This is a genomic window from Streptomyces niphimycinicus, assembly GCF_018883605.1.
GTDB lineage: Bacteria > Actinomycetota > Actinomycetes > Streptomycetales > Streptomycetaceae > Streptomyces > Streptomyces niphimycinicus.
The window spans coordinates 1-13,979 of the sequence record NZ_JAHLEM010000191.1 but is presented as its reverse complement, the minus strand read 5'-3'; the positions used below and the strand labels follow the sequence as shown (position 1 = coordinate 13,979).

The window sequence follows — 13,979 nt, the reverse complement described above, 5'->3', positions numbered from 1 at the left end:
CCACCGTCACGCCTGCCGGCGGCGGGAGCCGCACCCCCCGGGTCAGCCCGTCCGCCAATGCCGCCGCCGTCGGCCGGTCCGCCGGGTCCGGAGCGAGACACGGGAGCACGATGCTCCTCAGCTCCCGCGGCAGCTCGCCCGCGTCGGGCAGCCGCCGCCCGGTCACCGCGTATGCCAGGACCGCGCCCAGCGCGTAGACGTCCCCCAGCGGCCGCGGGCGCCCGCCCGCCGCCTGCTCCGGAGGCAGGTCGTCCGTGGCCAGCCCGGAAAGGCCCATCCGCGCCTGCCCGTCCGGCCCCACTGTCCGTACCGCGCCGAAGCCTCCCAGCCACGGCCCGTCACCCGCCACGAACACGGTCGCCGGCGTGATCCCCGCGTGGGTGAGGCCCGCCCCGTGGATCTCCGCCAGCGTCTCGGCCAGAGCCGCCCCCAGCGCATGTACTGTCCGGATCGGAAGCGGCCCTCCACACACCTGTAACACGCCCGGCAGGGGCAGCATCGGGCGATACGGAAACGCGCTCCAGGGGAGGTCCGACGCATCGCCGGAGATCTCTACGGGGGCGAGACAGGCAAGCGGCCGAGCGCCGCCGAGCCGCCATGCGTTCTCCGCCTCCGTCAGAAAGCGGCCCCGATGCGCCGCGTCGTCGGCGAACTCGGCGGACGGTGCGCTGATCAGCACCGTACGGACCCCACCGGCACTGCGAGCGAGGAAGAGGCGGGCGGCCGCCCGGGGGTCGTCATCGCCAGGAGCCAGCCTGGCGATGAGGTGATAAGGCCCGAGCCGCCGCGGGTCGTCCTCGCTCAGCGGCTCCACCCACGCCTCCCGAACTCCTCGGTGAGCCGTACGGTGGACCGCCCTCGCGGATGAGTGGCCATGCCCTCAGCCACTGGTCAGGCTGCGTGCCGAGCTGTAGACGTCCAGCACGGCGAGACACAGGGGTACCAGCGAGAGCAGGAAGGCGCTCTCGGCCAGGTCGGACAGCCGTCCCCAGAAGGGTGACAGGCCCTTCTTCGGAATGACCAGAGCGACGCCGATGATCAAGCCCGCGCCCACGGTCACGGACACGGCGAGCCAGATCGTCCGGATGTCCAGCGGCCCACGGTCGTTCTCCGTCAAGAGCTTGAGGACCGCCTCGGCCGGCGGGTTCAGCGACAACCCCAGGACGAGCAGGGCCAGGGCGAGCAGACCCGCGCCGAAGACGGCGGCAACCTGGGCGGTGTACCGGAAGAGGCGGGCACGCAGCAGCATCGCCAGACCGGCCGCGAGCGCGAGAAGCTGCGCCCACACACCCTCGGAGAAACCCAGGACCGCGGCGGCACCCACGACGACGGCCGAGCAGCCGCCGACCATGCCCAGCAGCATCTCGTGACCACGCCGGGTCTGGGCGGCGATGCGGTGGATGTCGATGGGCTCGGCGTCGGGGCCGGTGTCAAGGTCATCGGCCGACGAGCGAGGCGCGGCGTAGCCGATGGGCAGACGAGCGACGCGGGCCGACAGCCCCGGCAGGAAGGCGATCACTCCGATCGCGACGACGGCGCACACGGCGGCCGTCTCGGTGGCGCCGGCGTCGGTGAGGATCTCGCAGAAGGTGGCCAGGGTCCCGACACTCGCCGCGAACACGGCGGCGACGAAAGGAGCGTCGCCACTGGGCATGACGATGACCAGGACGGCCGAGCCGACGAGCACGGTGACGCAGCCGAGCAGGAACTGAAGCCGTCCGACGCCGTCTCCCGTGTCCAAAGCCATGATCCCCGACCCGGCGATCATGAGATGGGGAAGGGCGGCCATGCCCAGGGCGATGGCGGAGGCGCGGTCCTCGTACACCCGTGCCCGCACGCCGGCGAGGGCCGTCAACAGCACGCCGACGGCGGCGGCGATGATGCCCGGGAGGCCGTGCATGTCGTGCTTGACGGGATCGGCGAACCAGAGCACGAAGCCCATGAGGATCAGGAGCAGCGCCCCTCCGAGCAGCCCCGCGGCCCGCAGGAATCGGTCGTTCCACAGCGTGCGGTCGCGTGTGACCGCGGAGGCGATCGCATCGGACACATCGTCATAGACGGCGGGGGGCAGCGACTCGGCGAAGGGCCGCAGAGCCAGCAGTTCCCCGTCCAGGATCTGCTGGGCCAGCAGCGAGCGGCTGCTGTCCAGGACGGTGCCGTCGCGTCGCACCAGGTGATACCCGGTGGGAGCACCGGTCGGCTGCGTCTGCCCCGTCAGGCGCAGGATCTCCGGGTAAACGTCGGCGACAGGGATGTCCTCCGGGAGGGCGACATCGATCCGGCTGTCGGGTGCGACGACGGTCACCCTGCAGAAACCGGTTGTTGCGGACGTACTCACGTGTAGGGCCCCCTGGTTCGGTCTGCGACATCGCCGGTGTCATGCGCGCGGCGGCCACCCTACCGGGGCTCTGGAGCCGATACGTCGATAGGATCGCTGACTCGCGGAGGGAGGCCGTCGCCACGGGGGTGCCGGACGAGAACTGTCCCTCCGTGTGGAGGGATGAGGGATCCGGTGAGCCAGGTCGTCGTCAAGCGCCAGCCAAGGGCTCTGCCACCCGAGGTGCCGACCGAGGAACTCCGCCTCGAACCACCCCCGGAACTGCCGCGCGGGCAGCAAGAAGGCATGCTCATGCAGTTGCTGCCGACGCTCGGCATGGGTTCGTCGATGGTCTACTTCTTCATGCCGGGTGCCGCCCCGATGATGAAGATCATGGGCGTCATGATGATGTTCTCCACGCTCGCCATGACCATCGCCATGGTCATGCGGCACCGGCAGGGCTCTCAGGGCCAGCGGGCGGACATGCGTCGCGATTACCTCAAGTACCTCGCGCAGACGCGCCGGACCGTACGGCGCACGGCCCAGCGGCAGCGCGACGCCCAGTTCTATCTGCACCCCGCCCCGGAACAGCTCTGGTCGATCGTCGCCGAGGGCAGCCGGGTGTGGGAACGGCGGCTGACCGACCACGACTTCGTGCAGGTGCGGCTCGGGCTCGGAACGCAGCAGCTCTCCACACCCCTGATCGCCCCCGAGACCGCCACCGTGGACGAGCTTGAGCCGCTGACGGCAGGCGCGATGCAGCGTTTTCTCGCGACCCAGGGGTCACTGGACCATCTGCCCATGGCGGTGTCGCTGCGCGCCTTCTACCACATGACCGTGTCCGGGGCCCCGGAGCAGGTGCACGGGATCGCCAGGGCACTGATCGCCCAACTGGCCACCCTGCACTCGCCGGAGGACCTCGTCATCGCGACGGTCGCCTCGCGCGGCGCGGCGGAGCAGTGGGAGTGGACGAAGTGGCTCCCCCATGCGCAGGTGCCGGGGTCCTTCGACGGCGCGGGCTCCCGGCGGCTGTACGGCGACTCGCTGGCCGAGGTGGAGGAGCTGCTGAGGGGGCGACTGGAAGGGCGTACCCGCTTCAGCAGGGACGGACAGCCGCTCCTCGACCAGCCGCATCTGGTGCTCGTGCTCGACGGCGCGATGGTGCCGCCGGACTCGGCGTTCGCTGCGGCCGAGGGGCTCCAGGGCGTCACCGTCATCGAGGTGGTGGCGGGCGAACTCGACGAGCCGCGCGGCGGCCTGTCGATCGTCGTACGGCCGGGCAAGCTACAGCTCGAGTCGCAGGTCGCCGGATACGACGGCACACCCGACTCGCTCTCCGTGGAGGCCGCGGAGGCGCTCGCGCGACAGCTCGCGCCGCTGCGCATGGGCGGGGACGACGACGATGAGCCGCTGCTGGCCAACCTCGACTTCACCGAGCTGCTGGGGCTGGGCGACGCCGGTTCGGTGGATGTCTCCCGCACCTGGCGGCCCCGCTCGCTGGCCGAGCGGCTGCGGGTGCCGATCGGGGTCTCGGAGGACGGCTCCCCGGTCATGCTGGACCTGAAGGAGGCGGCGCAGGAGGGTATGGGCCCGCACGGTCTGTGCGTTGGCGCGACGGGCTCGGGCAAGTCGGAGCTGCTGCGCACGTTGGTGCTGGGCCTGGCGGTCACGCATTCGTCCGAGACCCTCAACTTCGTCCTCGCGGACTTCAAGGGCGGTGCCACCTTCGCGGGCATGTCGGAGCTGCCGCACGTGGCCGCGGTCATCACCAACCTCGCCGACGACCTGACGCTCGTCGACCGCATGCGCGACTCGATCACCGGTGAACTGCAGCGTCGTCAGGAGCTGCTGCGTTCAGCGGGCAACTACGCGAACATGCACGACTACGAGAAGGCGCGGGCGGCCGGAGCCCCGCTGGAGCCCCTGGCATCACTCGTTCTGGTGATCGACGAGTTCAGCGAGCTGTTGACGGCGAAGCCGGACTTCATCGAGATGTTCATCCAGATCGGCCGAATCGGCCGATCGTTGGGTGTGCATCTGCTGCTCGCCTCGCAGCGGCTGGAGGAGGGCCGCCTGCGCGGCCTGGAGACGTACCTCTCCTACCGCATCGGTCTGCGCACCTTCTCCGCCGCCGAGTCCCGTACGGCCCTGGGCGTGCCGGACGCCTACCACCTTCCCCCCGTGCCCGGCTCCGGCTATCTGAAGTTCGGTACCGACGAGATGACCCGCTTCAAGGCGGCGTACGTCTCCGGCACGTACCGCACGGCCCCCGCTCAGTTCGACAGCGCGTCCCTGCCCGTCGAACGCCGGCCGGTGCTGTTCACGGCCGCTCCCGTCCCGGTGACCTACGCCGCCCCGGACCCGGCGAGGCTGAACACCCCGGCTCGGCCCGAGGACGACGCACTGGCCGAGACGGTCCTGGACGTCATCGTGAGCCGTCTGGAAGGCCAGGGGCAGCCCGCCCACCAGGTCTGGCTGCCTCCCCTGGACGAGGCGCCGTCCATGGACGAGCTGCTGCCGCCCCTGGCCCCCACCCGGGAGCGGGGTCTTCAATCGGCGGACTACGCAAGGCCGGGCGGTCTTGTCGTTCCTCTGGGCCTCATCGATAAACCGTTCGAGCAGCGGCGCGACATCCTTTACCGCGACTTCTCCGGTGCCGCCGGCCACATGCTGGTGGTAGGCGGCCCGCAGTCCGGCAAGTCCACTCTGATGCGCGCCTTGGTCACGGGCTTCGCCCTCACCCACACCCCCGCCGAGGTGCAGTTCTACGCACTCGACTTCGGTGGCGGCGGTATGAACGCCATCGCGGATCTGCCGCATGTGGGCGGGGTCGCCTCCCGCCTGGACCCGGAGAAGGTGCGGCGGACCGTCGCGGAGGTCTCCGGGGTTCTCGCCCGGCGTGAGGAGTACTTCCGCGCCAAGAACATCGACTCCATCGGCACCTACCGACGCCAGCGGGCGGCCGGACAACACGCCGACCAGGGCTGGGGCGATGTCTTTCTCATCGTCGACGGCTGGGGCAACTTCAAGGCCGAGTACGACATGCTGGAAGGCATCGTCACTGACATCGCCGGCCGAGGGCTCGGCTACGGCGTCCATGTCGTCATCACCGCCTCCCGCAACATGGAGGTCCGCGCGTCGCTGAAGGACCAGTTGCTCAACCGGCTGGAACTGCGTCTCGGTGACACGATGGACTCGGAGTTCGACCGCAAGGTCGCCGCGAATGTCCCGGTCGGCGTCCCCGGCCGCGGTCAACTCCCGGAAAAGCTCCACTTCATGGGCGCTCAGCCGCGTATCGACAAGGGCCACGACCCCAACAACATGACGGAGGCCACGACCGAACTGGTCCGCGCGGTCAGCACCGCCTGGTCCGGCCCGCCCGCCCCGCGCGTACGGTTGCTCCCGCGCAAGCTCCGCGCCGACGAGCTGCCCAAGGGCTTCGAGTACCCGCAGCACGGCATCGCGATCGGCATCGACGAAACAAACCTGGAGCCGGTATTCATCGATTTCGAGACCGACCCGTTCTTCGTCATCTTCGGTGAAAGCGAGTCGGGCAAGACATCGCTCATCCGTCTGATCGCCAAGCAGATCATCGAGCGATACGGTCCGGACGAAGCGAAGATCGTGGTCGGCGACTACCGCCGCTCCCTGCTCGGTGTCATCCCGGACAGCCATCTCCTCGAATACGCTCCGATCGCGTCCGCACTCGAACTCCACGCCAGTGCGCTGAACGGCCTGATGGAGCGACGCGCCCCCAAGCCGGACATCACCCCGCAGCAGCTCCGCGACCGCAGTTGGTGGAGCGGCCCCCAGTTCTTCGTCATCATCGACGACTACGAACTGGTCTCCACCAGCAGCGGCAACCCGCTGGCAGTCCTGACCGAGAACCTGCCCTTCGCCCGCGACGTCGGCATGCGCTTCATCATCGCCCGCAATTCCGCGGGCTCCTCGCGTTCGATGTTCGAGTCTTTTATGCAGCGCGTAAAGGAACTCGGCGCCCAGGGCATGGTGCTGTCCGGCGACCCGGGCGAAGGCGATGTCTTCGGCGGGGTCCGCCCACGGCCCATGCCGCCGGGCCGTGGCTTCTTCGTCTCGCGTAAGCGTGGGGTGCCGTTGACCCAGGTGGGGTGGCTGCCGGAGCAGTGATTGCCCTTCCGCCACGAGCAAGCACGCTGTGACCCACAAGGCGAGGTCGCCCATAGCCTTTCGAACTGTGAGATGACGACTGCCACTTGACACCGACCCTGGGGGGGAATCATGACGTTCGAAGAAGAGTGGGACAGAGTCCGCACAACCGCCGCAGCACAGCAACAAGACACCCAAATGCGCCTCAACCAGGCTGATTCGCCAGACCACCCACCGCTCTTCGGCCCTCAGGCTCCTGACCTCTCGTCCTCGCCCGCGAAGAAGAAGGCCGCAGTCAAAGCCCTCGGCGGGCCGGACGGCATCGAACACGACACCAAGAAGGCCGGCGAGTCCGCAGACCTCACCACTGAAGAAGCCGAGAAAGAGTTCAAGGACTGGGATACGGGAGCAGGTATCACCGCAGCCCTCAAGGGCTGGCACACCTCGGTCAAAGCCCTTCGGAACCGCTTAGCGGCAGAGAAGACGGCCCTGAGCGAGACCCACACGGCACTGTCGGGAACTGATCATCGCACCGGGGCATTGTTCACGTCTCACGCGACGGAGAATGGCCCGCTTACAGATACGTCCTTCCGGTCGCGCGTGTCGGAATACTAGGGAGAAATGTGCTCACCTACCACCAGGTCATGACCACCAAATTCTCCTTACTCGGCAAGGCGGCCACCAAGTGGGATGAAGCCGCGAAAAAGTTCGAGAGCACTCAGAAGATCTACGACGCAAAGGTCAAGAGCGTCGGAACCGATGGATCGTGGAACGGACAGAGCGCTATTGCCGCCCAGCCCGTCATGACGATCACCAGCGGCCAGTACACTGCCGCGGCGAAAGAGGCTCGCGCCATCGCGTCCATCCTCCGCGATGCGGAGGATCAGTTCGCCAAGCTCCGTGCCGAGTTGAAGTCGGCAGTAGCTGACGCTGTGAAGGCCGGTATGAAAGTATCGGAAGACGGCATCGCACGCTATGACTACGAAAAAGCCAGTGAAGCCGATGCGAATGCCGCTCGCCACGATCCCGACCTGCACACTGTCGAGGATAGTTGGACCAAGCACATCGACAAGGCTGTTAAAGCCTTCGACGAAACCGACAAGTACGTCAAGCTCGCACTCAAACAAGCCGTAGAGGATCCTGACCCTCTCGACGGAGTCAACCATGGCTTCAACGGCAAGGCTTTGGATGACATCGAAGCGGTTGAAGGCCAGAAGGCCGGCGACCTGGCCATGAAGCTCAACTCCAACGGTCACCTCAAGGACACGGAACTCGCCGAGCTGAAGCGCCTGGAGCGCGAAAACAAGGGCGATAAGGATTTCAGTCAGGCATTCCTCAACAGCCTCGGCCCCAAGGGCACCATCAGCTTCAGCAACAAGCTGGCCGATCTGGCGGGCGACCAGAAGCACGCACAGGACTACCGGCAATTGCGCGATGCGCTGGCCACCAATATCGCAAGCGCCACCAAGGTCCCCAAGTTCAAGGGCGAGGGCGGCAAGGAGCTCAGGTTCGGCTCCAAGGAATACTCCCAGGCGTACTCAAAATGGCTAAAATCGCCTGATGGAAATTTCTACGAACACTTCCGCAAGGGGCTACAAAAGGCAGGCGTCGCAAAGTATGACTTGGACGCGGTCACGGAGAAGCAAAACACGATCGGCCGCTACCACGGTCAGCAAGTTCGTGGCTACCAGAGCCTCATCACTCTCATGAAGCACGGCGATGGATATTCGACCCAGTTCCTCACCGACCTGGGGGACGATATCCGGGCGGCTGAGGACAAGAAGCAGGGCGGCGACCCAGATATCTGGGACCTCTACGGGGACTTTGGCAACAAGAAGGACGGCGGGTTCGCACACGACCCCATGGACGGCCTTCTGGGCATCATGAGTCATGACCCCGATGCCTCCGCCGCCTTCTTGGACCCGAATTCTGATCCAGATCCGGGTAACGGCAAGGCAGAGAAAAACGACCGCCTCGAATACCTGGTCAAAGATCGTGACTGGAAGCTCACCAACACGACCACCTGGACCGGGAACATCGAGAACAGCGGCGACGATAGGACGGTGAAGGATCCGCACAACGGATTCGACGCAGCCCTCAAAGCAGCGGCCACCGGCCGCCTGCCGGACAGCAATGCGGCTACCGATCCGGCCCATCACTCTGCTGCCAACGCGGCAGTCATGCATGAAGCCGTCAAGATCTTCGGAAACGACCCCACGTTGATCAAGGACGACGGAGACTTCACCGACGTCAGGCGATCACTCGGCGAAATGACGGCCGACTACACGGGTGATGTGCAGCGGGCCATGTACTTTGACGACAGCCTTCCGGTGAACGGAGCGAGCGCCAAGCTCGGTAATGTCAAACTGGAGCCGTTCCTCGAGGCCGTCGGTCGGGACCCACACGCTTATGGTGCAATCACGGCGGCGCAACATACCTATACGGCCAACCAGGTCCACGATGTCATCAACGGCCACAGCTCGTCGGACGTCTCGCTGACGGATCGAGTCAAAAGTGCGGTGGCCCCGGGCGCAGCCGTAGCAGGCATCATGAGCGAAGGCCGGGCTGAAGGCATCCACGAAGAGCACATCGCCAACGACGATAAGTTCAACGAAAAGGCAGGGCTCGCCAGCAAGTGGGCCAATAGGTTCATCGGATACGGCATCGGCGCTGGCTTCGAGCGCTATCCGGGCGCGGCCCCCATTGCCGAGCCGGTCGGCTGGATTCAAGAAGACCTCAATGACAGCATCATGAAGTCCATCCAGAAGGACACCACCACAGAGGCTCAGGACCAAGCAGGCTACAACTTTTCAGAGGGACGAAAAGCCAGCGTTGAAGCTGCGCGGTTCGCCGTGAAAAACGCGACGGACGGAAGTGACCTTGACCCGAAGACCATAAATGACCTCGAAAAGGCGGCCGGCATCGCGGCCGGAACCAGTCACGGCGAAGGATCGAATTGGCAGCAGGCGAGGAACGGAATCAGAGGATGACCGGAAAGCTTCATAAAGAGCTCTTCTTGAACCTGAAGCAACGTAAACTCGCAACAAGCACAGGATTTTTTGCCCTTGTGCTTGCACTGTCAACGACATTCACCGGCTGCTCCCAGGAAAAGAGAAGCTATCAGCTACCCTCCACCTTCTGTGGGATCCACGAAAAGGAAAGTCTTTACGCTCCAATCTTTCCCCCAGGAGACAAGTTGAAGCAAAATAGTCTGCGTGCACTCAAGGGAGTTGAGGAGTCCGAGAGGTGCGACTACTACATCGATGGTTATGTAAAGATCACGGTCAATGGCGACTGGTACGATAAAACACTTACTCCTCAGCCAACGCTCACGAGCCTCATCGCAGAACATGGAAACTACAAACCGAGAAGGGTCCCCGGCAAACACTCTGCGGCAACGTGGCCATATGGCGCTGTAAGCCTTGTCGAGTGTCCCAATTCTGAGTACCGGGCCAATCTCTATTCACTCTCCATCTATAGTGACGCGATCAAAGATCACGATGAGTCCCATCGCGTTCTCGGCAACCTCATCCAGTCATACACCTCAAAGGTGTTGAAGATACTTCCTTGCGAGGATGGAGAGAAGGCCCGCTCGTGACCCAGGGCAATAGCTCGGGCTGCCAAATAGGCGTCATGCTTCGCTCATGATTCCACCTGGGTGGCCGTGATAAGGCTATTAGGTCCGCGAGGTTACCCGTAGAGCATGCAGCTCACGAGAGCCATCTTGACAGACGCACCGTCGACGAGCTCGCGAATGCCGCTGGGACCGCGGCCGGCCGCAGCCACGGCGAAGGATCAAACTGGCAGCAAGCTCGGAATGGACCCCGTTGGTGATCCACCTGCGGCACAACACCTTGCGACGCGAAAAGCATCAAGGCGCCGCGAAGCTCGCAAAAACTTCTATTGCAGTATTCACGCTCATCACAGTTCTCGCGGGTTGCTCACAGGACAAGCGCCAGTACACCGTGCCGTCCACTCTCTGCGGAATCAACAAAAAAGAAGAGCCTGTACGCACCCATCTTCCCGCCGGGCAAAAAGATCAGCCAGCACAAGCTGGGCAAGTCGATCACAGGAATGGAAGAGCCCGAACAATGTGATTACTATATCGGCGGCAATGTTAAAGTCACTGTGAGAGGGGATTGGTGTGATAAGGAGCTCATCCCTCAACCCACACTCGATAGTCTGATCGCGGAACAGGGGCCATACAGGCCAAGGAAAGTGCCAGGCAAGCATGCCGCCGCCACTTGGCCGTACGGAGCTATCGCACTGATAAAGTGCCCCAATCCCAAATATCGAGCCAATCTCTATTCTCTCATCCTGTACAGCACCACAATCAAAGACCGCGATAAATCCCATAATGCCCTGGGCGCTCTCATCCAGTCGTACGCATCAAAGGTATTGAAGGTACTCCCTTGCAAGGACAATCCGGCGGCTTGATCACGAGTTGCAGGAGTGGCTCGGCCATGACAAAGACGCGCCACCCACGCGCATACAACCGCTCCTAGGACCCCACCGGATCACTCACTCAGCCAAAGGAACGCCTGCCCTCGCCGGTCGTCAATCTGCCGTCGCGCCTCGAGGTCTCCCGGATCGCCGGGGTCGGCACCGACGCGAACGCCTCGGCAGCCGGAGCGGTGAACGAGCAGCGCAGGGGGCTGCGAGCCGCACGGCCCCCTGCTAGCTTGACGTGAACATCAAGCGAGTTCGCTTTGCGACGTGAATCAACGGGGGAATCATGGCATTCGAGGACGAATGGGCCGATATCAAGGCCGAAGCCGCAAAGCAGCAGGAATCCCATATGCGGCTCAACCAGCTCGACGACGGCAACGGCGGCCGGGGGATTCCGCAGAAGAAGCTGAAGGTCACCGCTTCGGTACTGCGAAACAAGGCCGGCAAGGTCGACCACGTGAGCACCGGCTTCGCCAAAGCGGACAATGAGACCATGACCGAAACCGGTCAGGTGAAAGCGAGTCTCAAGGGCTTCGACTGCGCGGCGGCGTTCGCCACGTTCCAGGAGCGGTGGGGGGCCCAGATGCGCTACGCCCAGGGGCTCCTGTCGCAGGGCCTGGCGGGGCCGCTGAGGGATGCCGCCACGCACTTCGAGGTGACCGACAAGGGCGTCGGCGACGGGCTTGACCGAGGGAAGAAACAGGGCGGCGGCCAGGACAAGGTCGCCAGGTAGCACCTGCCCCCCGGAACGACGGCCCCAGCTCAAGGCGGAAGCACACATGGTCACATATCACTCGCTCATCACCGTCGATCTCACCCCACTCTCCGAAGCGGTCGGCAAGTGGCGCACCCTGCCCGGAAAGTTCCGGCAGGTCGGCACAAATCTGCGCACGGAGGTGGAGACGCCCCTGACCAACTCGGATTGGGAGGGCGAGGCGGCGGAGGCCGCTTTCACGAGGATCCAAAAAGCGGCGAAAGAAATCGAATTGGCCGCTTGCGAGGCCGAGGACGTTCACGGGCTGCTGCACGACGCACACACGGCGTTCAAGAACGCCAAAAAGAAGCTCCAGGAGTACAAGAAGGACATCGAGGAGGCGAAGCACCTGGCCATCGATGGCACCGGGCACGTCTCCTACAAGCCGACGAACCTCGATGACCTCACGCCGATGCAACAAGGGTTGCAGGCGAAGAACTTCAGTGAAGTGGTGGCGGACTACAACAGCTACATCATCGAGGTCGTCGCCAACGCCACCACGACCGACGAGGTTCTGGCCTGGGCGCTGACGCAAGACGGCAACGGCCGGGATGAAGGTTTCTCCGCCGACGGTTACAGCAGCACCAAGGACGCCAAGGCCGGTCGCGAGCAGGCGCGCAAGGACCTCAAAGAGGTCGCGGAGCTGGCGAAGTCCAAGAAGAACCTCAGCGCAACAGAGATCGCACGGGCGAACACGCTCCTCTCCCGGCACGAGGGCGACCCCTACTTCTCCGAGAAGTTCGCCACCGACCTCGGCCCGAAGGGAACCCTCGAATTCTGGCAGCACGTTACAACCGGCCAGCAATTCGGAGACGAACGCACCAAGAACCTGGAAAAGCTCCAGAGATCTCTCGGCTACACCCTCGCCACCGCCTCTCACTCCAACAGCGATGAGATGAAGCAGTGGAAGAAGGACATCATCAACCTGGGGCCCCGGCGTGTCATGGACACCGACTGGGAGGCCGGGACGAGTACTCCTGGGTCCTACGGCTTTCAGGTGATGAGCAGCCTGCTGCGCTACGGCGAGTACGACAAGGACTTCCTTGTCGACTATGGCAAGGGCTATCCCGATCCGCACAGCAAGGACGGTCGCACTGGCGGTCTGTTCGAGTTCGACCGCAAGCACAAGGACGACCTGAAGGATCTCTACTGGCCCGATGGGTACGAGACGTACGTCAACTTCGGCGAGGACAATGACCACGGAGTCGACCCCATGGCCGGCTACATGGAGTCGCTGGGGCACAATCCGGAAGCGGCGCAGACGATTTTCCACCGCAACCGCTTTGAGCAGGATGCGAGCGTACCGCCGAACGACGACCTCATGTATCTGCTCAAGGAACGCAAGTGGCTGAACGGAAACTTCTACGCCGATGACGGTAAGGGATACGGCTACGACGAACTGGGGCACGCCTTCGAGGCTGCCTCTCTGGGGCATCCCTACGACCAGCCCGAGCTGGGCCTCCACCGCAACCCCGCCAGTGTCAATGTCGCAACACAGCTAATCAGTGTGGTCGGCGACAACTCCGGCATCCTCGCGGACAAGCAAGGTCTCAGCGACAGCTTGGCCCGCGTGGGCGCCGGCTACATCGACAATCTGGACTGGGCCACCGCCAACCACGGCGATGCCGAATCGGGGGCGAAAACCCGCGACGCGGCTTTCGGCGCGCTCGGTCCGTCCGACATCTCCGTCGCCAATGAGACAGCCAAGAACTTCCTGTCGGCGGTCGGCAGAGATGACAGCGGCTATCAGATTCTCTCCGCGGCCCAGCACGACTTCACCACGGACGTGCTCAAGGCCCATCCGAAGGCCGACGACGCGCTCACCCTGGCTCTGGGCACCGGCGCCGAGACGCAGGGCATCCTGGACGAGGCCCGTTCGGACGCCATCATGAGCGACGCGAACGACAGCAAGGAAGAGAAGGCGAGGAAGCTGTCGGAAGCGGGAGAATGGCAGAAGTACCGGACGAGCACCGGGATCAGCACCGTCACCAGCCTGGTCACCGTCCCGTTCGAGGCAGCACGGGCAACGCCCTTCGTCACACCGTTCGTCGACGCCGCCACCGGTGCCATCGATACCCAGGCCGGCATCAACATCGACCGGGAAATCGAGAAGCAGCAGAAGGAGTTCGACGCGAAGGTTGACGCAGACGCTCACAACATGCAGAAGAAGTTCGTCGAAACGAGCCAGCGTCGTTCGGTCAACCCGCTCGATGCCTATATCGCCGGCCATCCCGAACTCGACGACAGCGCTTGGTACAACCAGGCCAGCGAGCGCGTAAAGGCCGGCTACATACGTGGCGTCGGTGACGCCCAGCTGACCGGGAGCGGCAGTTG

At 64.5% G+C, this 13,979-nt stretch carries 9 protein-coding genes; 7 read left to right on the top strand and 2 right to left on the bottom strand.

Annotated features, from left to right (window positions below; genetic code table 11):
• A partial coding sequence (locus KN815_RS18410) for a protein kinase family protein (protein WP_216343026.1) occupies positions 1–814 on the bottom strand: 814 nt, incomplete at its 3' end.
• Between the two features lie 66 nt (positions 815–880).
• The gene (eccD, locus tag KN815_RS18405) at positions 881–2,338 is read right to left on the bottom strand and encodes a type VII secretion integral membrane protein EccD (protein WP_216343025.1); all 1,458 of its coding nucleotides are present in this window, start codon (positions 2,336–2,338) and stop codon (positions 881–883) included.
• A gap of 174 nt (positions 2,339–2,512) precedes the next feature.
• Between eccD and eccCa the strand changes: the two genes are divergently transcribed.
• The 7 genes from eccCa to KN815_RS18370 all read left to right on the top strand — a co-directional run.
• Positions 2,513–6,463 (top strand): type VII secretion protein EccCa, encoded by a 3,951-nt coding sequence (gene eccCa / locus KN815_RS18400; protein ID WP_216343024.1) that lies wholly within the window; start codon positions 2,513–2,515, stop codon positions 6,461–6,463.
• Positions 6,464–6,574: 111 nt separating this feature from the next.
• Positions 6,575–7,057 carry a hypothetical protein gene (locus KN815_RS18395; RefSeq protein ID WP_216343023.1) on the top strand — a complete coding sequence of 161 codons (483 nt, stop codon included), beginning with the start codon at positions 6,575–6,577 and terminating at the stop codon, positions 7,055–7,057.
• A gap of 29 nt (positions 7,058–7,086) precedes the next feature.
• Positions 7,087–9,432, top strand: a complete 2,346-nt coding sequence (locus tag KN815_RS18390; protein ID WP_216343021.1) for a DUF6571 family protein — start codon at positions 7,087–7,089, stop codon at positions 9,430–9,432.
• Positions 9,429–10,040: a hypothetical protein gene (locus KN815_RS18385; RefSeq protein ID WP_216343020.1), complete on the top strand. Its 612-nt coding sequence runs from the start codon at positions 9,429–9,431 to the stop codon at positions 10,038–10,040. Before KN815_RS18390 ends, KN815_RS18385 begins: the two co-directional genes overlap by 4 nt.
• A gap of 232 nt (positions 10,041–10,272) precedes the next feature.
• Positions 10,273–10,539 carry a hypothetical protein gene (locus tag KN815_RS18380; protein ID WP_216343018.1) on the top strand — a complete coding sequence of 89 codons (267 nt, stop codon included), beginning with the start codon at positions 10,273–10,275 and terminating at the stop codon, positions 10,537–10,539.
• 638 nt (positions 10,540–11,177) lie between these two features.
• Entirely contained in the window at positions 11,178–11,624 is a 447-nt protein-coding gene (locus KN815_RS18375; protein ID WP_216343016.1) for a type VII secretion target, read from the top strand.
• Positions 11,625–11,670: 46 nt separating this feature from the next.
• The coding region (locus KN815_RS18370; RefSeq protein ID WP_216343015.1) for a hypothetical protein at positions 11,671–13,979 on the top strand (2,309 nt) is incomplete at its 3' end.

Bases quoted from the DNA above. Each gene is read 5' to 3' on its own strand.
- KN815_RS18395 (WP_216343023.1), top strand. From the start codon at position 6,575: ATGACGTTCGAAGAAGAGTGGGACAGAGTCCGCACAACCGCCGCAGCA.
- KN815_RS18390 (WP_216343021.1), top strand. From the start codon at position 7,087: ATGACCACCAAATTCTCCTTACTCGGCAAGGCGGCCACCAAGTGGGAT.
- KN815_RS18385 (WP_216343020.1), top strand. From the start codon at position 9,429: ATGACCGGAAAGCTTCATAAAGAGCTCTTCTTGAACCTGAAGCAACGT.
- KN815_RS18375 (WP_216343016.1), top strand. From the start codon at position 11,178: ATGGCATTCGAGGACGAATGGGCCGATATCAAGGCCGAAGCCGCAAAG.